This window comes from Lacticaseibacillus jixiensis (assembly GCF_042847315.1).
In the GTDB taxonomy this organism is placed as follows: domain Bacteria; phylum Bacillota; class Bacilli; order Lactobacillales; family Lactobacillaceae; genus Lacticaseibacillus; species Lacticaseibacillus jixiensis.
On record NZ_BAAFPR010000021.1, the window covers coordinates 36393 to 55442 of the forward strand.

At 48.4% G+C, this 19050-nt stretch carries 13 protein-coding genes; all 13 read left to right on the top strand.

Features of this window, described 5'->3' with window-relative positions; genetic code table 11:
• Positions 1–4 precede the first annotated feature (4 nt).
• The 13 genes from ACGG90_RS11730 to ACGG90_RS11790 all read left to right on the top strand — a co-directional run bounded on the left by ACGG90_RS11730 (position 5) and on the right by ACGG90_RS11790 (position 18839).
• Entirely contained in the window at positions 5–1054 is a 1050-nt protein-coding gene (locus tag ACGG90_RS11730; protein WP_390409622.1) for an NAD-dependent epimerase/dehydratase family protein, read from the top strand.
• The gene (locus tag ACGG90_RS11735) at positions 1055–2014 is read left to right on the top strand and encodes a glycosyltransferase family 2 protein (protein ID WP_390409624.1); all 960 of its coding nucleotides are present in this window, start codon (positions 1055–1057) and stop codon (positions 2012–2014) included.
• A gap of 24 nt (positions 2015–2038) precedes the next feature.
• Positions 2039–3454: an O-antigen ligase family protein gene (locus ACGG90_RS11740; RefSeq protein ID WP_390409625.1), complete on the top strand. Its 1416-nt coding sequence runs from the start codon at positions 2039–2041 to the stop codon at positions 3452–3454.
• Positions 3432–4265, top strand: a complete 834-nt coding sequence (locus tag ACGG90_RS11745) for a LicD family protein (protein WP_390409626.1) — start codon at positions 3432–3434, stop codon at positions 4263–4265. Before ACGG90_RS11740 ends, ACGG90_RS11745 begins: the two co-directional genes overlap by 23 nt.
• 30 nt (positions 4266–4295) lie before the next feature.
• Positions 4296–5699 (top strand): oligosaccharide flippase family protein, encoded by a 1404-nt coding sequence (locus ACGG90_RS11750; protein WP_390409628.1) that lies wholly within the window; start codon positions 4296–4298, stop codon positions 5697–5699.
• Between the two features lie 263 nt (positions 5700–5962).
• A complete protein-coding gene (locus ACGG90_RS11755; protein ID WP_390409630.1) occupies positions 5963–7021 on the top strand; it encodes an acyltransferase in 1059 nt (352 codons plus the stop codon).
• A 72-nt stretch (positions 7022–7093) separates the two neighbouring features.
• A complete protein-coding gene (locus ACGG90_RS11760; protein WP_390409632.1) occupies positions 7094–9631 on the top strand; it encodes a C39 family peptidase in 2538 nt (845 codons plus the stop codon).
• Positions 9632–9918: 287 nt separating this feature from the next.
• Entirely contained in the window at positions 9919–12924 is a 3006-nt protein-coding gene (locus tag ACGG90_RS11765; RefSeq protein WP_390409633.1) for an LTA synthase family protein, read from the top strand.
• 151 nt (positions 12925–13075) lie between these two features.
• Complete coding sequence (locus ACGG90_RS11770; RefSeq protein ID WP_390409635.1) at positions 13076–14632, top strand: ArnT family glycosyltransferase; 1557 nt, start codon at positions 13076–13078, stop codon at positions 14630–14632.
• 123 nt (positions 14633–14755) lie between these two features.
• Positions 14756–16435, top strand: a complete 1680-nt coding sequence (locus ACGG90_RS11775; RefSeq protein WP_390409636.1) for a hypothetical protein — start codon at positions 14756–14758, stop codon at positions 16433–16435.
• 109 nt (positions 16436–16544) lie between these two features.
• Complete coding sequence (locus ACGG90_RS11780; RefSeq protein ID WP_390409638.1) at positions 16545–16706, top strand: hypothetical protein; 162 nt, start codon at positions 16545–16547, stop codon at positions 16704–16706.
• A gap of 105 nt (positions 16707–16811) precedes the next feature.
• Complete coding sequence (locus ACGG90_RS11785) at positions 16812–17264, top strand: GtrA family protein (protein ID WP_390409640.1); 453 nt, start codon at positions 16812–16814, stop codon at positions 17262–17264.
• 75 nt (positions 17265–17339) lie between these two features.
• Positions 17340–18839 (top strand): L,D-transpeptidase, encoded by a 1500-nt coding sequence (locus ACGG90_RS11790; protein ID WP_390409642.1) that lies wholly within the window; start codon positions 17340–17342, stop codon positions 18837–18839.
• Positions 18840–19050 lie beyond the last annotated feature (211 nt).

Consider the following 19050-nt stretch of genomic DNA (forward strand, 5'->3'; position numbering starts at 1 on the left):
TGCCATGTTAGAACAAACACCAGCCTATTACGCAGAACTCGACACCGTGATCGATGCGGTGGACTGGTCGCAAATCGATCACCGTTCGGTATTGGTGATCGGGGCAAGCGGTTTGATCGGCAGCTATTTGGTGGATGTGTTGATGCGCCACAACGACCGTTCAGGGGCCGATATTGCGGTATATGCCATGGGCAGAAGCCAGGCGCATCTTGATGCGCGCTTTGGCATGTATGCCACTGATGGCTTATTTCGCGCGGTGGTGGCAGATGTCACCAAGCCGCTGCCAGCAGACCTCCATGCCGATTACATCTTGCATGCGGCGTCCAACACGCATCCGCGGCAATATGCCACCGACCCGATCGGTACCATCATGACCAACTTGCTGGGTACTCAGCAGGTCTTAGAGCATGCCGTCAAGCAACACCCTAAGCGCGTGTTGTTCTTGTCCAGTGTCGAGATCTATGGTGAAAATCGCGGCGATGTTGAGAAGTTTACTGAAGACTATTCCGGCTATCTTGATCCCAACACGCTGCGCGCCGGCTATCCAGAAGGCAAGCGAGTTTCTGAAGCCTTGTGCCAAGCGTATATCGCCAAGCACGGCTTGGATGTCGTGATTCCGCGGATCTGCCGCACCTTTGGGCCAACCATGAAGTTAAACGACTCCAAAGCCAGCTCGCAGTTTATTCTCAAAGCCGTGGCTGGTGAAGACATCGTGTTGAAGTCTAAAGGCACTCAGTATTATTCTTATGGCTATGTGGCCGATGTGGTCAGCGCATTGTTGTTCTTGTTGACCCATGGGGATAATGGCGCAGCATATAACATTGCGGTGCCTGAGTTTGATTTGCATTTGCGCGACTTGGCAGCAAAACTGGCCGATATCGCCGGCACCAAAGTGGTGTTTGACTTGCCTGATGCCACTGAAGCCGCCGGTTTCTCCAAGGCGACTACGGCGGTGTTAGATGCCAGCAAGCTTAATGCTTTAGGTTGGCAGCCGGCGTTTGATTTGAACACGGCGTTGACGCATACCGTTGAGATGTTGAAAGGTAACGCATAAATGGCAACGATCAGTATCATTGTTCCTGTATATAACGTAGAACAATACCTGCGCAAATGTGTCGATTCGATTCTGGCGCAGACTTTCACCGATTATGAATTGATCTTGGTTGATGATGGTTCACCGGATCGCTCCGGGGCAATTTGTGATCAATATGCCAAGCAAGATCCGCGGGTGCATGTGATCCACAAGCCCAATGGCGGCTTGTCAGATGCGCGCAATGCCGGCATCGATGTGGCCCAAGCACCATATTTAGCCTTCATTGATTCTGACGATTATATTGCCCCGGAAATGTTTGCGATGTTATATGCTGATATCACCAAGGAGCAAGCAGATCTGGCCATTTGCGGGATCTATGATGTGTATGGTGACGCCACGCCGCGTGAGAAGCCCCATACTTATGAGGTGTTGACCCAAGAACAAGCGATCATTAAGATCTTTGAAGGCAATATCATTTCGGTGCATGCGGTCAACAAGTTATATCGCCGCGAGCTGTTTGCTGACTTGCGCTACCCCAAAGGCAAGTACCACGAAGACTCTTATGTGATCTTGGATATCTTGCAGCAATGTCGAAAAATTGTTGCCGACACAAAACAGGTGTATTATTACACTCATCGTGAAGGGTCTATCAACACCGAGCATTTCTCAGCCAAACAATTTGATTTCATCAAGGCTTGGCAGCGCAATGAACAGCGCTTGGCTAATGCCTCTCCTGCGGTGCAGCACGTCGCGCATCAGCGCGTGTGCTTTGCCAATTTCCTGGTGTTGGACAAGCTGTTGAATGGGCAGGCGAGAAAGCAGTTTCCAACTGAGTGTGCGCAGATGGTCGCGTATTTGCGGCATAATGCCATGTTCATCTTCAAAGATGAAATTTTTACCAAATCACGAAAAATTGCTATGGTGGCGCTGCTGTTCAGCGTATCGTTATATCAGCGGGTAATTCGCCTGCATCAGCATTAGTGGGGTTAATTGAGAGTGAAAAGTTTGAGTAAAGTTAGTCAGGTCAATAAATATGCCACACGGGTGTTTTTATTGTCCTTTGAAGTGGCGCTTTTGTTGCGCATGGTGATCTTATATAGTCTGATCGACTCAAAGTTCGATACGGCACTTTTCTCAGTGATCGCTGTATTAGGCGGGTTCGTGTTTGTTTGCAATGCCATCGAATGGTTGCAGCGACGAGAAGCACCGAATATTTTGCTAATGATCATCATCTTGGCCATGGTGGTGTCAACGCTGCTGACACCAGAGGCCAGCCTGATCGGCAATGCCAAAATGGTGATTTGGCAGGTCATTTATTTCTTCATCATTTACTACATTGGCAAGCATCAGGATCCAGCGCTTTTCCGATGGTTTGAGAATATTGTGATGGTGTATTGGACTGTTGCCGTCATTTTCTCGCTGTGCTTATTCTTTGTGAAGTATAGTTATACCGCGCCGTTAAGCAAGATCTATTATGGCTTGCGCTTGGGTATCGTTGAGAACCGCTTGTATGGGATCTTTGTTGAGCCGAATTTTGCTTCAAATCTTTCGGTCATTGTCTGTGTGTTGATGATCAAACGCATGCTTAGCCAACGCCCTCACTTACATAACGCTTGGTACATTGTTGGGTTGATCCTTCAGTTTGTGTACATCGTGTTATCCGGATCACGCTCGGCGTTACTGGATGGGTGCGCAATCGCCTTTGTCGCAATCTTTATCATTTGCTATGGCAGTGAACAAGCCAGCAGCTGGTTGAAGCGTTGGGGGAAGAGTATCCTCAGCGGGGTCATTGCGGTGGTTGTGATAGTGGGTGCCAATTATGCCGTTAAGCTGACGCTGCCGCACTTAGTTGTGCCGACGCGCATTGCCTTTCTGGAGAACTTGTCCAAAGGTCAAGCCGACAAGCAGGAAAGCGGCGATGTCTCACTTGAACGAGAAGACATCACATCCAATGGTGACTCATCAAACGGTCGCTTGTCGCTGTGGAAGAGTGCTTTAGAAATCACGAAAACCAGTCCCGTATGGGGTGGCTCACCTAATGACTTTATTAAATATGGTCAACGCAAATTGCCGAAATCATATATCTCGATTCACGGCCAAACCCCGCATAACTTTGTGCTGTTGACCTTGGTTGGTTCCGGCCTCCTCGGCGCGATTCCGTTGGTGATCTTTATGATCATGAAGGCGATTGCGTTGATCCGTGCGCTGTTTAAAACCCGAGGCATGCGAGACATCGACTTTATCTTAATGGCGATTATCCCAATTGATATGGTCTTGTTTGCAAGTTTAATGCCGGATCTGATTTATGAAAACCGTATTGGTGCCTTATGTTTCTGGTTGTTCTTGGGGCTGGTGACATTAGGCAAGCAGCCTGGTGAAGAAAGGAATGACTTCCACATTGGCAACTATTCAGCTCGCTGAAGTACAGCGTCGCACGATCGATATCCTGGTTTACGTTGATCAAGTATGCCGCGAGCATCACTTGAAATACACGATTTATTACGGGACGCTGATCGGTTTAGAACGCCATCAAGGTTTTATTCCATGGGATGATGATATCGATATAGTCATGAGGCGCCCAGATTATGAGCGCCTTTTGGCCATCTTGGCTAAAGCCAGCCGCTATCAATTATTGTCGATGAACAATCGGCCGCACTTCCGCTATCCCTTCGCCAAGTTAGTCGATAAGCAAACCCGCTTGGTGACCAAGCAGCTTTATGCGCCAGAAGATCCGCTGATGGGCGTGTTCTTGGATATTTTTCCGCTTGATGGGCTGCCAAGTGACGAAGCAAAGCGTTTGGCTTTCTATCACGAAACAGAACAAGATCGCTTGAACATGATGGACACCGTCGCCCCAGGCTCTTATGCGCGTTCGTTCACGCCTTGGAAAGCGGTTATCAAGCGCGTGACTGGGTATCCGCGCTTTCGCAAAGTCCGCGCTCAAGGCGATGACGACTATTGGCGCAAGGCTTACCAAGCCGCGGCGGTGCGCTATCCGATCACAACGGCTAAGTATTGCGGGTATTTGGAGTGGATCAGCCATGATTGGGGGGTATTCCCGACCAGCTGGTTTGACGATGACCAATATGAAGATGTGCAGTTTGCCGGCCACACCATCATGGCAATCGCCCATCGCGTAGATTTCTTGCACCTGCGCTTTGGCGACTATATGCAACTGCCACCAGAAGCTGAGCGGGTGACGCACCACCCATATGAGTTCATCATGAAATGATCGGTGCATAAAGGAGAAAGACTTAGCTGTATGAAAGATATTCGTTTATTTATCAGATCGACCTTGATCTATTTGGTCGGGAACGTATTTGCTAAGGCGCTGTCGTTCCTTTTGCTGCCAATTTATACCAAGTATTTAACGCCAGGAGCGTATGGGCTTTATGATTTAAGTAATACATACAATACTTTCATTCAGTCGATTTTGTTCTTGGATATTTTCGCTGGGATCATGCGGTTCATGTTCGACTACAAGAAAGAAGAACGTGACAAACCAATCGTTAACGGTTTGGCGATTTTCGCTTTGTCTGCCGGGGTGTATGCCATCGTTATGGTGATCGCACAAGTCAGCGGGATCCATGCGTTTCATTATGCTTGGTTGTTGTACTTCGTGGGGATTGCTTCGGTTTTCCAACAAATCGTGGGTTACATTGCGCGTGCAGATGGGAAGAATCGCTATTTCGTCTACGGTGGGATCATCGGTGCGGTATTTAATTTCGCCACATCGCTGCTGTTTTATGTGTACTTGCATCTGGGTTATCAGTATATTTTTGTTTCCACGTTGATCGGCTTGGTGATCAATGCCTGGTACGTGGCGCGCAAGATCCACTTCCGCAGCCGTTTGCATAAGGAATTGTTTGATCGCCCGTTATTTAAAGAGATGTTGGCCTATTCGCTGCCGTTAAGTGTGAATTCCGCGGCGTTTTGGTTTCTGACCGGGTTCAACCGGGTAGCAATTTCCAATGTCTTGTCGGTGACGCAAAATGGTCTGTTTGCGGTTGCGTCAAAATTCACGTCGATCATCCAGCTGGTGACGACCTGCTTTCAGTTGGCTTGGCAAGAATTATCGTTTTCTAAAGCCGGTGAAAGCAAGCAGGAAATGTCGGTATTTTATAGCAAGGCAACTAATGCTTACATCGTGTTTCTCATGTGGGGATTGATCTTTGCGACACCAGCAGTCAAGATCATTTTTCCGTATTTTATCGGTGCCCAATATGCCAGTGCAGAGGCGATTGTGCCTTTGGCCATGTTCGCGGCGGTTGCCTCAAGCGTGTCTTCGTTTCTCGGCAGCATCATCAATACCATCAAGCAGAATAAGTACATCTTCACGACCACGATTTTAGCCGCAGTCGTCAACGTCGCGATTGTGCTGGCGTTGTTGAAGGTGATTGGGATTCAAGCAGCCAATGTTTCACTGGCTGCAGGGTTTACGGTCAACTGCATTCGGCGGGTTCAGCTGATCAACCGGACCTTTAAACTTTCGGTGAACTTGTACCAGTTGTTATTTCCTTTAGTGGTTTTCGCAATCGTGTATGTTGTTTATGTGTTGACCGGCGCATGGGTCAACTTGTTGATGATCCTAGTGGTCGCCGTTGTTTTGTTTGCTAGATATCATCGACAGATCATGCCAATGATTCGCGGTTTCTTGCATCGCTGATTGTTTGTCCAATAACTAGATATTTGTAAGCAGCTATGCGCTGTGATCCTTTGGAATCGCGGCGCATAGCTGCTTTTTGGGTATTGGGGTGGAGGCTCAGGTGGTTGTTGGTGCGCCAAAAACTTGGTATGTCATGATTTTGAAATGGTAAAGCAACCCTGTGAACGATAAAATAAACATATTGTCAGAAAATTTGTTACATATCAGGTATTTAGGAATTACTTAGCTAGTCTTGAATATTGAAAGTGAAGAGTGGATGAGATGTGGTAAGAAGAAATTATGGGATTGATGTATTACGAATCACGGCGATGTTTTTCGTCGTAGTTTTGCACAACGTGGGTCAAGGTCAAATGCTTGCGCATGTGCAGCCGGGAACAGTGGATTGGTGGGGGATCAATCTGCTGGAGAACTTGGCGATCGTTGCCGTGAACTTGTTTGCGATGATCACAGGCTACTTGGGCATGGGCCGACCGCCTAAAACCAAGCGGGTGATCGGCGTCGTGTTGCAGACGATTTTTTGGGCAGTTGTGATTACCGCGCTTGCGTTGGCGGTGGGCATGCGGCTGACCCCTGATCAGCTGTTGCACTTTACCTTGCCGATATTTGGCTTCTGGTATGTGCGGGCGTATTTAGGGCTGATGCTGTTGTCGCCGATCTTGCATCTGGCAGTACGTAATCTGGCGCCGCGAACTTATGCGCGAATGGTGATCGCATTGATCGTGGTGTCAGTCACGTTAGGTTGGCTCAACCAATTCTATTTGTTGTCTGGGTATTCAGCCTATTGGTTGATCGTGATGTATCTGATTGGGGCGTATTTACAAATTGCGCCGCTTCGCCGTCAGCGGGCATTGGCTTATTGGTTGACATATCTTGCAATGGCAGTGCTCACGGCGTTGGGGCAGTACCTGCTTGCCAAGATGGGACACGGGTCTGGTTCATTGCGCAGCTATGTTGCACCGTTGGTCGTTGTTGAGTCCATCGCCTTGATGAAAGCCGGTTTGTGCCTTCAGATCCGCAACACTGTTATCCAGCAGGGTTTAAAAACGGTTTCTTCAGTTGCCTTCGGGGTTTACCTCATCGATGCTGCTGGGGTGATGTACAACATTGTGCTGCCTAAGCTCAACGGCATGCTGCTTTCGCTGCATGGTTTGTTGTGGTTGGCGGTGATCATTGAGTCGCTGCTTATGTTTGTGGTGTTTTTGGGTGCAGATTGGCTGCGAGCGAAGTTATTTCAATTCTGTCAAGTTGAGCGGTTGATTGCTTGGCTCGACTCGCAGGCAAAAGCGGGTTTAGATCAGTTGTCGAGATTGTTGCAAGTTTGATAGGCTTTAGTTTTGGCGGTGTTTTCGATATAATGACTGGCGTTGGCAGGGTATTTATAAAGGGGTAGAAAAGTGAAATCAAGAAAATGGTTACATTTAGCACCGATACTTGTACCACTGGTTGCAACTGCGGTGTTATTGGCTGTTCCTAGTCAACCAAGCTTTGCCGATGAGGCGCAATCAGAGACACAAGCGGCTGCACAGCCGCAAGCAGCAACAGCTTTGGCAAAGCAAACGGCTGCACCTGGGGTGGATCAGCAAAGTGATTCAAGTAAAACAGCTAGTGCTGCATCAGATGCAGCGCAACAACCAGCAACTGCGGTGAATCAAACTGCACCAAGTACGACAACGGCTAAAGCGGCCAAGACGCAGCCGGCGCAAGGCCCGTGGCTGGCGGCTGATGAGTACGTGACAGTCACGGCGAAGTATGCGACTTGGGCAAGCTTTAACTGGACGCCAAAACTTTCGTCAAGTCAGGTTTACCAGCATACCTATCATGTTACTGGACAATATCACCACAAGAATGGGAATACTTACCTATCGTTATATTCAGCCAATGGCAGTTGGCAAGGTTACATCAATGCCAAGGCGGTGACAGTTGCAGCCGGCGTGCAAGGAATCTGGCGCAAAGCTTCTGGTTATGCAACATTTCAGCGCAAAGACCAACCAATTTATTCGAATTTTACAGGTAAAGTTGCGGCAACAACCAGCCAGTTCTTAGGCAATACCTATCATGTTACAGGGGTTTACGATACCTTTGATCAAGGCCTTGTCTACTCGCTGGGTGATGATAAAGGCAAATGGTTAGGCTATTGTAAGCCGGCCAGTTTTACCTTCTCGACCAAAGCGCAAGGGGTACGGCAGGCGTTAACGGGAAATTATCAGGTCAAATCCGGCGGTTATAATTTCTGGAAAGACTTTAACTGGCATGCTGCAAGTTCGACCAAGTCATGGCTAAATCAATATGTTGCTGTTGATGGGCAATATCATCACGTGAATGGCTCGGTATATTACTCTGTTTATGATTTGAAACATAAGTGGCTAGGCTATTTGAATAAGTCTGTGTTGTCCGGCCCGATAACGGCCCCACAAGGCAGCTGGCATGCTGATGATCGCTATGTCACAGTGACCAGCAAGAATTATCCGATGTACGATGGCTTTAATTTCCATGTGGTCAAAAGCGGGACGGCCGCCTATCTCAAAACGCTGCACGCCACCGGTAAATACTATCATCTCAATGGCAGTACTTATCTGTCGCTGTATGATCATGCGGGGCGCTGGCAAGGATACATCAATCAAAAGGCGGTTACCGTGACTGGCAAACAAGGCGTCTGGGCCAAAGCCAGCGGCTATACGACATTTACTGGCGGTGGGGTTTCAACGGTTACCACAGTTGGTGGGACTTCGGTTAAGACTGCAGGCAATACGTTGGCAGGCAATACGTATCAGATCACTGGCCAGTATCACACCTTTGATGGGAAGATCTATTATTCACTTTATACGAACAGACACGTTTGGATCGGATACGTTGACAGCAGTGTGATCAAGACCACAGCCAATCCTCAAGGCCTCTGGCTGGCGCATGACAGCTATATCACGACGACCAAGAAAGGCCAGAAGATTTGGAGTTCGTTGAAATTCACCAGTGGTATTTCAACTTCCGCCTATTATCAGATCACCTATCAAGTTAAAGGCATGTATCACCACTTCAACGGTTCAACTTATTATTCGCTTTACAAAGCTGGTGGGCATTGGCTCGGTTATGTGAACCGTGCGTTTGTGTCTGAGGCACAAGGTGCTCAAGGGGCTTGGCTGAGTAATTCATATCAGGTGATGATCACCAGCAGCGGCTATCCGATTTGGGGCGGGTTCTTCAACCATCAAAAGAGCACCTCGAATAAATTACGCGGCAATACTTACCGTGCTACAGGTAAGTATCACCACTTCAACGGTTCGACTTATCTATCGTTATACAACGGGAAACAATGGATCGGCTATATTAATGCAGATGCGACTACGCCAGTTGGCAGCAAAGTCTTAAACGTGGCATATGCCAGCCAATTTCGGCCGTATTATGCCCCTGAAGGTTGTGCGGCAGTCAGCTTGTTTATGGCTTTGCGGTACAAAGGCGTTTCTGTGTCCCAGAAGTATCTGCTTGATCACTTACCGATGTATCCGACACCAGGCGGCCAACGCAGCAATGGCGTGTATAACACGAAAGGTTTCGTGAGTGTGATCGAACCTTCTGCGTTGACGGCTTTTGCACATAATTGGTATGCCGGCGCTAAGAATATTTCTGGATCGCCGGTGACCAAGATCATGGAAGAAGTGCTTAGCGGCAATCCAGTCATTGTTTGGGGCTATTCACCATACCATGGAACAGGCGGTACCCGCAGCCATACGCATGTCGTGGTGGGGTACGATACCAAAAAAGGCTTTAAGATCTATGATCCTGCTTACAATACGCAATTTGACCGCGCAGGCAGCGCGACGGGTAACGGGACTACGGACCGCGGCGCGATTTATTGGATCTCGGTAGGCAACTTTACTACCGAATGGGCGCATCAGTTTGGTAAAGAAGCAGTCAGCCGGGCGGTTGCCATCGAGTAGCAGCTGGTAGTTGCTTAATGGTGATTGCTTGATCATATTATTACGAAGACCCGGTAGCCGAGCATCTTGCTTGACTGCCGGGTCTTTGTATTGCCTGCTGCTGGCTGTGTTCATAAAGCGCCAGGATTGAGATATTTCAGCACGATCAGCTACGGTGTTGCTAAATTACGATCAGCACCAGCATAGCTGGCAAAGCGGTTCTTGGAATTCGCAGCACAATGTCGTTTACAAATCTGCTATATTAAGTCTATGCTAGTTTTATTAAACGTAATTTGTAGGTGAAAATTTTGCATAGAGATATTATTCGCAAACATAGTCGTATTTTTCCAAGTATCATTTATTTGATCCTCGTTGCGTTAATGGCAGGGACTGTATTGGTTTGGCAGTTAACGTTCGGGTCGCAGAATGCCTGGGGCTATCTATTAAATGGGGTCCATTTTTCCCGCAGCTTTGCGGCGGCAGCAGTCGTTGAATATGGCTTAAGAGTGGTCGGTGTAGCCGTGCTGCTATGGGGGATGATGTATTTCACGCAGCGGCGATTGACTGTGGCGGATACCCTTAAAACCTGGTTCATCGTCGTCGCGATGGGGGTAGCAGCCTGCTTTGCGGCCTTGATAATGAATCTGCAATTCTGGCACAAGACTTGGTATGATGCCGTCTTTATCCTGACCCGCAATGCCATGCCGATGGTCAGCGGCGTCTTAGTGTTTAGCTTGGCTCAGCCTGGATTGGTCAAAATTGCTAAGGATCGGCGCTTTGCCGCCTTGCTGATCGCCTTATTGAGTATCGGTATTGTCTTTCCAACAGATGTGTTGAAGTTTGGCGGGGGCTTCACTTTTACTGGGGCCTTCGTCATCGGTTGTGTCGCCTTAGTGAGCCATGAACGCCCGCAGTGGTTGACTTGGCGGGCTTGGCTTGCAGGACTGGGCGGATTATTATCCATCGTGTTTGTGACATGGGTGCAAGCTTCTCGTCAACTGCCGCTGCAGCAGGCGTTGCGCTATGTTACAGCGTTATCGCCTTTGACTGTATTGCCTGCTGCAAGGCTGGTGCAACAGTTCAACGCATCACGACTGCAAGCACAAATCACCAAGCATCAACGCAGCCTTGGTCAAGGCTGGGTCTTGGCCGCTTCGCTGATTGCAACTGGTGTGATCTATTGGCATATCTTGGATTCATTTGGGGCATGGTGCAAAGCAAATTTGCACGTGGGGCCGTTTTGGGTGTTGCCAGAAGCCGTTGTGCTGGTTGCGTTCAGCGGGCTCTTGATTGCGGCAACAACGGTATGGTTGCGGCATTTGGCATTGTGGCGTCGAATAGACGCATATTGGCAAGTTGATCTTTGGCAAGCGTTGCAGTTGTGGATCAAGTCACCGCGCGCTATTGTATTGCGGATCTGGCATGAGTATTGGCATGCGATCGTTGCTTTTGCGACACTTTATGTCATTCAAGCGATCAGTATTTTGTTGATGAGTGAATCCTTGCAAATGACACAGCTGATCACACATAAAACTGATAGTATTTTCTCAACGATCCTGTTGTCCTATAATTTCAAGATCCTAGGCGGGGCGCTCTTGCTTGGGGCTGCATACTGGATCGTTCAAGGCGTAACGGGGCGCTATTGGCTATCCCTGTTGAGTGTGGCGAGCTTGTCGCTGGTCTTTGCAGTGGCGTCACGGCTGAAGATCTTGAGCCGAGCGACGCCGATCGTGCCGTCGGATATGGCAGAGTTAGGCTCTTTCAAGGAAATCTTAACCCTGGTCAATCCGGTGATCATCGGCGGGATTGTGGTGTTGTTGATTGCCATCGTCATCGCGATTATCTGGTTGGAACGCCACACGTCACATCGTCATCCGCGGGTGCTCACCCGGATCGCGAAGGTGGTGTGTGGGCTTTGCTTACTCGTCGGGCTGGGCTCGATGGGCGGGCACTACTCATTTGTTAAGAATGTTTTGGAATCCTTTGGCATGTACATTGATGGAAATCCGAACATGCTTTTATACGCCCAAACGAATGGGCCAATCGTCACTTTTGTGAGTCAACTCGACGTGAAAGTCATGGACAAGCCAAGCGGCTATTCAAAAGACGCAGTTGAGCGAATCGTGAAGCGCTATCAGCAGCGCGCAACAACGATCAACGCAGATCGGTCAGTTAATGCCAAGGATCTGACTGTCTTATTTAACTTGTCAGAAAGCTTTGCTGAGCCGACGCGAGTCCCTGGTGTTACTTTGAACAAAGTGGCAACGCCGTATATTGATTCGCTTAAGAAACAAACCATCAGCGGGCTGATGCTATCTGCCGGCTATGGCGGCGGCACCGCTAATATGGAATATGAATCATTGACCGGGATGTCGATGGGCTTGTTGGCGACAGGTTCAGTGATTCCGAATAATCAAATCGTTCCAGGTGAAAAAACCGCGATCAATGTCGGTGACTGGTTCAGCTATGCCAGTGCGATTCATCCGTACACTGGCGGCTATTATAACCGGATCGCAGTTTATCGTAAATATGGCTTCAACAAGTTCTCATACCTTGGCAGTCAGTATCCGATCATTGATCAAAAAAAGCTTGGTACTTCGATGTATCTGTCAGATGAAACTGCCTATGCGAATGCTTTAAAGCAGATTCGATCCCGAAATGGCGGTCAATTCGTCAATCTGATCACGATGCAAAATCACATGCCATACACTGCTAATGTCTATCCAAAACACGACTTCACGGTCACAGGCAGTATGAGCAGCTCAGAAAAATCGCAGATCGCGCATTACACGCAAGGTTTAGCCTATACGGATCAAGCGGTCAAACAGTTTAAGATGCAGCTGGACAAGTTACAAAAGCCGGTGATCTGGGTCTTCTACGGTGATCATCTGCCGGGCATCTATGATATCAACGCCTCTGTCACCAAATATGCGACGGATTATTTCATCTACGCCAATAAATTTGCGCGCAAACAGGGGATGTCTGCGCCAGTCAAACACGCTAAATATGTTTCGACCAATGACTTTATCGCCATGGCGCTGCAAACCAGTCGGGCTAAGGTCAATGCCTACACGGCGTTGTTGACCGACGTTCAACAGAAATTGCCAACCCTGTGGCAGGCACTGGAAGCATCCGATATTGGTAATGGCAAGGGGCTGCATTTTGTCACCCAAGCTGGCAAAGTCATTGATCAACAAGCGCTTAGCAAGTCTCAGCAAAGCCTGTTGCGCGATTATCAAATGATCCAATATGATCTGGTGGCTGGTAAGCAATATAGTTTGGCTGCGCATATGACCACCACAGTTAAGAAGTAACGGTATCATAGGAGTTTTTGTATTGTAACCGATACGAAGACTCCTATTGCTTTGTCACGGTGATTCATCTGATTTAGGCGGTGCTGGTGATGGCGAATAATGTGATGTATGGTATATTAAGGAAGATATTGCAAAAATAAGGAGCAAGTTTATGCCACGATGGGTCACACGGTTCTTCTCAATTACAACGGCGCTTGCAGTTTGTTGGATGCTGATCGCGCTGCTGGGTTTCCCTCGTATCGGTGTGTTATATGGCCTTTGGCGTCAAGCACATAGTACCAAGGCAATTCTGATCGTCGGGGCAGTTGCGCTGTTGATTGCGATTGGTTTATTGCTTGGCGGGCGGCGGCTGGTGCAAGCGGCCCAGCCGTTATCGACTCGAACCAGTTGGCTGATCCTGATTGGCGAGCTGATCGTCTTTCTCGGTGCTTTCTTACTGGTATTGAGTTGGTGTGGTTATCGTCAGCCAGTGGATGATGCAAGGATCGTATTTCAGTGGCTGCATACAGGTGACAAAGTTGATGTATGGACTCACCCGACTTGGGTCAATCAGTATATGTATGCGAACCCCCAGAACTTATCGTTGGCAGGTATTTATTGGATATTTGGGCGCTTTTTTGGGACCAGTTTCGTGCCCATCATTGTCGCGTTTGTCATTTTACAAGCGGCTGCTGTGTTATTTAGTTTTGCTGCCATGAAGCGGCTGCATGTTGATAATCTGGTCGCATTGTTGGCGTCACAGCTTTGGTTTCTAACTTTGCAAGTTTGGTGGCATGCTGCAATCGCCTATACAGATACGTTATTGGTGTTTTTTACAGTTTTGACATTGTACAGTTTTGCTGGCTGGATCGATCGCTCCCAGTCGCGCACCAAGCGTAACTGGTCGCTGCTAGGCGCTTGTGTGTTTGCGACACTTGGTTTTTTGAGCAAGGGGACTGGTTTGATCATGATCCTTGCCTTGAGTGTTTATTTGCTATTGGCAAACAAACGGCAGTGGCGGCTGCTCTTTGTCTTACCGTTTATTGCTTTGGGAGTCGGAAACTTTGCCTGGCATCAGGGTATCAACGCCAGCGGTGTTTATCCAGATACAGGCTATGGCCAACCCAATACCCATTACTTAATGATGGGGTTAAGCCATACGCCAGTACCCAGTGGAATGAAGGTCCGGGAACAGTTAAGCTGGCCGGTTGGTATTTATGCGGCAGCTGATCAGCAATACTCTTGGGGGTTGTTGTATAAGCAGCGCCTGTCAAAAGCCGATACCCAAAGTAAACAGTTGGCAGCGGCTAAAGCACGCTTAATGAAATTATCCCCGAAACAATTGCTGATTGCCCTTAATGATAAGGTGTCAGTGGTTTGGGGATCTGGTGATGCCAAGGCGAGTTTTACCCTGGTGCGGGGGATGAAGCACTTGAAGCGCGGCAATTTCTTGTTCACCAGCAAGATTGTTGGCACGATCAGCTACTTGTGGATGACAGTTGGCCAGTTGGTGACTTATTTGGGCATCCTTTATGCGGTTGTGCGCCGTAGAAAGCAGCCAATGATAATGCTCGGGGCAATTTTTGTCAGTGGCTATTTTGCCTTTATGCTGCTATGGGAAGCCAATCCGCGCTATAGCTTAGCCATCGTGCCCATTGCTGGATTATTGATTGCTTTGGCCGCGTCAAAGGCTGAACCTGAGCCAGCAGACGTGCTTGGGATAATGTAGTTGGACCGATTGCGTCGCTTCAGTTTGTGAGTGGTAAGGGTGAAGTGCGAAAGCAAGCTGATCAGGGCTTCGTAATGCACCACCCAGTGATGCGAATGGCTAGGCGTTTAGGAGGCCTAACGAATGCATGATTTAGTACAGCATAACCGTGCCAAGGCGTCAAAGTACCTATCTCAAGCGGTGATCGGTAGGATGGTGCTGTTTGTGGTTGCGGCGGCGATCTTTTGTTTTCCGCTTGCCAAAGTTGGAAAATTGTACCTTGGTGATGACCTGATCTTCCATTTGCAACGGCTGGCAGGCCTAAGCAATGTTTGGTCTTCGCCGATCAATTTTAACAGTTTTATGAGTCATGGTGTTGCTGTTAATACTTACTATCCGTGGCTGTTGTATTATCCAGCATATTTATTGAGTTTATTGACCGGCAACATTTTTACCGCGTACAAGTTATATATTTTCGGGCTGACCTTGTTATGCTTGTATTTTGGATACTGGATGGCCAAGAAGCTGTTGCAAAGTGATTTTCGCGGGACTATTTTTGCGTTAGTGTATACCTTCTCGACTTATCGTGCGGCTGATGTGTTCAAACGCGCGGCAGTTGGCGAAATCATTGCCTTCACCGTAATGCCGTTGGTATTGCTGGGGCTGTGGTATGTTCTGGTAGATGATGCCAGACGCTGGCCGCTGTTAGCCGTATCGATGGCGGCGTTGGTTTATGCGCATTTATTATCATTGATCTTGGCGGTGGTGATGTGTGTATTGATCACGGTGCCATATCTTTGCATGAGTCACCGTTGGCACGTGTGCTTGCTGCCGATCATCAAAGCTGCGCTGATGTGCAGCATTCTGTCACTTGGCTTTATCATACCTATGTTGCGCCAAACACATTTTGAAGCCGTGACGTCTCCGGTGGCAGTCACGATCGCCGGGGTTGCGCCTGCAACTTTGTTTGATGGCATGCTGAATAATGATTGGCTCACATATAGTGTTGGTATCGTCTGCTTAGTCGCCTTGGGGATCATCTTGAGTCACATGCGACAGTTCACGGTTTTTGAACGTGCCTTACTGATCGCGGATGGTATTTTTCTGGTGTGCACCACAACACTTGTGCCGATGCAATTATTGAACGGCACGCCTGCTAGTCAGATCCAGTTCTTGTTTAGGCTGAACATGTTTGTGACGCTGCTGTCGTTGTTATTGGCTTGTCATTATATCAGCGTCCCTCGTCACAATCTGCACCTTGGCACAGTCATGGTCCTGTTGGGTTGCTTGATGGTGGTCCATTATCAAGGTTATGAGCAGATGACTCATCATAATCCGCAGCGTTATGCGCCAATCCCAGATCGGATGTACACCTATTCCGAAATTCGCAACGAACTTTTCAAGAATCGATATGTTCGCGAGTATCGGCCAACTTCTGCAGGTGCCGGCTACGCAATGCCACAATACTACCAGGTCCAATTTAATGACCAACCTGCAGACGCGCAAGTTACGCATACGAGTACTGTTTATACGTTATCGTTGAATGCGCCAACTGATCGTGCCGGGTGGCTTCAAACCAGCGTCTTTAGCTACCTTGATGCGGAAACGACGATCGATGGCAGAGCAGCCAACAAGGTCAAGTCAACAAAAGGCATGGTGACAGTGTACGTTCCTAAAGGCGTACGTCAGATCAATGTTCGCTATCGTTATGCGCCTATCATACGATTAGCTTGGGCAATCAGTCTGGCAGCGCTTGTCGCATGCAGCTGGTGGCTGATCCGCTTGAAACGGTTAGATTTCCGTCGTGATAGTGCTTTGCACTGAGGTGATGACGTGAATCGCAACGTTATCCCAAGGGCGTGTATAATGCAGTAGGGTTTAAGCAAGCCGGAATCGATTTTGATGCGTCAGCGAGACGACATGGCAAAGCTAAATGGCACTTTCGCAGTTTCATCAATTTAACTTTGGCAGACATTACGTGTATACTGCGATTTCAACGATCGTCATTTTATTGCTGTTGCTAGGCGGCTGTATCTTGATTTCCAATGGTATCTTAGGCGAATATTTGGTCCGAGTATTCTTGGAAGTTAAATGACACCCACTATACTTTATTGAGGAGAAACACATTGGTGGCAATAAACCGGTCACGGCACATCGCATTCGGGTGTGATCGTCGGCATTATTCTGGATGGAGGCTATTGTGAGTAAGCTGTTTTTCAAATTTAAGGATCTGCTAGAGCGACACAAATTGTGGGATCTCTTCACATACTGCTTCTTTGGCGGTTTGACCACAGTCGTGAATATCGTTGTTTTTGCCGGCGCTACGCATGTTGGCATCAGTTGGCCGGTGGCCAACTTCTTGGCTTGGCTTTTGTCGGTGTTGTTTGCCTTCGTTACCAACAAACTATGGGTATTTAACTCACACACTGAAAGTTTTGGTGCATTGATTTGGGAGTTCACAAAATTTGTCCTAGCGCGGGTTTTATCGCTGGGCATCGACTATGGCTTCATGTTCTTGTTTATCAGCGTCTTTGGGCTGTCGAACATGATTGCCAAGTTATTGACGCAAGTGGTCATTGTCATCGCCAATTACGCTTTGAGCAAGTTTGTGATCTTTAAGCATAAGCCAAGCGATGTGTCAGAAGACAAATAATCACTTTAAATTCGCTTGCAGTGGGCGTATCTTGATAATGAAATCGTCATTGTTCGATTGGGAGGAGTAAGGGATATGAGAAAATTATCGATCACAGTTGGGGTCATCGCCGTTTTGTTGGCTACAGGGGCCATTAGCGATTCGATGACCGGATCAAGTTCGGTGCATGCAGCAACGACTGCCGTGGCCCAGTCAAAGACGGCAAAGCTTGCCGATAACCGTTATGTGACGGTGACGCACCAGTATAATACTTACGCTGATTTCAAATTTACCAAGCTGCATGCTGCAGCGGACGTGTATCAGCGTACTTATCATTCGACTGCGCGTTATCACCATGCCAATGGGTCAACTTATTTGGCGTTAGCAGATGCTAATGGTAAATTCATGGGCTATATCAACCAGCGTGCGGTGTCAGTTGCGCAAGGCAGCCAAGGTGTGTGGCTGAAAGCCAACGCCTACACCACCTTCAGCAATGCCAATCTTGCAGCATACGCTGATTTTGGTTTGACGCAGGTGAAAACAAGCGGTGCTGCGTTAAGCGGCCAAGTCGTCAAAATCAGCGGCATGTATCGCCGCTTTGACGGGACGCTGGTGTATTCGCTGTACAACAACCGCGGCCAATGGCTGGGTTATGTCAACGCAGCGCAAATTAAGCTGACGGGTGCGCAAGGCGCGTGGCATGCAGCCAGTGGTTATTTTGCCACTACCAAACGCGGCACCTCCTTGTGGTCCGGGTTTGATTTTAGCCATAGCAAATCGACTTACAGCAACAGTTATTATCGGCATACTTACCAGATCACTGGCCAATATCATCACTTCAGCGGGGCAACTTATTATTCGCTGCAAGACGGCAGCGGCCGGTGGGTCGGTTATGTCAATGCGGCATTAGGCACCAAGGTCGCCGGGGCGCAAGGCCAGTGGTATGCGTATTCAGGGAAGTATACTGTAGCCAAGCAAGGTTATCCGATTTGGCACGGCTTCTTCACCAATCAAGTCACCACCACGACGGCACGCTTTGGTAAGACTTATCGCGTCACTGGCCAATATCGCCACTTGAATGGTTCGTTGTATGATTCCTTGTATGATGGCAATACTTGGGTCGGCTATGTGAATGCCGCCGCAATGAAGCCATACGCGGCATATCGCGATTGGTTAAAGCCTTCTCAAGCAACGGCTTATCCTAACCTCAACAAGTATCGCAACATCAATATTGAAGTCAATTTAGCCAAGCAGCAAGTGTACATCAAGAATGGCAGCACCAACTTATACACAATGTATTGTTCCAGTGGCGCCGGCAACACAACGCCGCGCGGGCACTTCAAGATCCAAAACCGCGGCGCCAGCTTCTACAATCCATCAGAAGGCATGGGTGCAAGGTATTGGACCAGTTTCAAAGATTGGGGTGTGTACTTGTTCCATTCCGTACCCACTGACCGCAATGGCCACTACATCACTGCTGCCGCCAAGTTGTTAGGCGTGCGGCCTGATTCACACGGCTGCATTCGCTTAAGTGTTCCGGATGCCAAGTGGATCAACAGTTACATCAAACAAGGAACTGCCGTGTATATCCACTAACAAATCAAAGGCTGGCGTGATCGCTTCGTTGTTGAAGCAATCATGCCAGCCTTTTGCGATTTAGTCTGAAGTTGCAAGAATGAGTGTAAGCACCCAATAACAGACCGTCTTGAAAATCAATAGAGGCCCGTTCCCAGATTCAGGGAAGCGGACCTCTTTGCTTTAAGCGACGGTCGATTGGGCGGTACCGGTAAATGTTTGGTTCCAAGGC

Excerpts from the sequence above, each read along its gene's own strand:
- ACGG90_RS11730 (WP_390409622.1), top strand. The coding sequence starts at position 5 with ATGTTAGAACAAACACCAGCCTATTACGCAGAACTCGACACCGTGATC.
- ACGG90_RS11750 (WP_390409628.1), top strand. The coding sequence starts at position 4,296 with ATGAAAGATATTCGTTTATTTATCAGATCGACCTTGATCTATTTGGTC.
- ACGG90_RS11775 (WP_390409636.1), top strand. The coding sequence starts at position 14,756 with ATGCATGATTTAGTACAGCATAACCGTGCCAAGGCGTCAAAGTACCTA.
- ACGG90_RS11770 (WP_390409635.1), top strand. The coding sequence starts at position 13,076 with ATGCCACGATGGGTCACACGGTTCTTCTCAATTACAACGGCGCTTGCA.
- ACGG90_RS11735 (WP_390409624.1), top strand. The coding sequence starts at position 1,055 with ATGGCAACGATCAGTATCATTGTTCCTGTATATAACGTAGAACAATAC.
- ACGG90_RS11790 (WP_390409642.1), top strand. The coding sequence starts at position 17,340 with ATGAGAAAATTATCGATCACAGTTGGGGTCATCGCCGTTTTGTTGGCT.
- ACGG90_RS11780 (WP_390409638.1), top strand. The coding sequence starts at position 16,545 with ATGGCACTTTCGCAGTTTCATCAATTTAACTTTGGCAGACATTACGTG.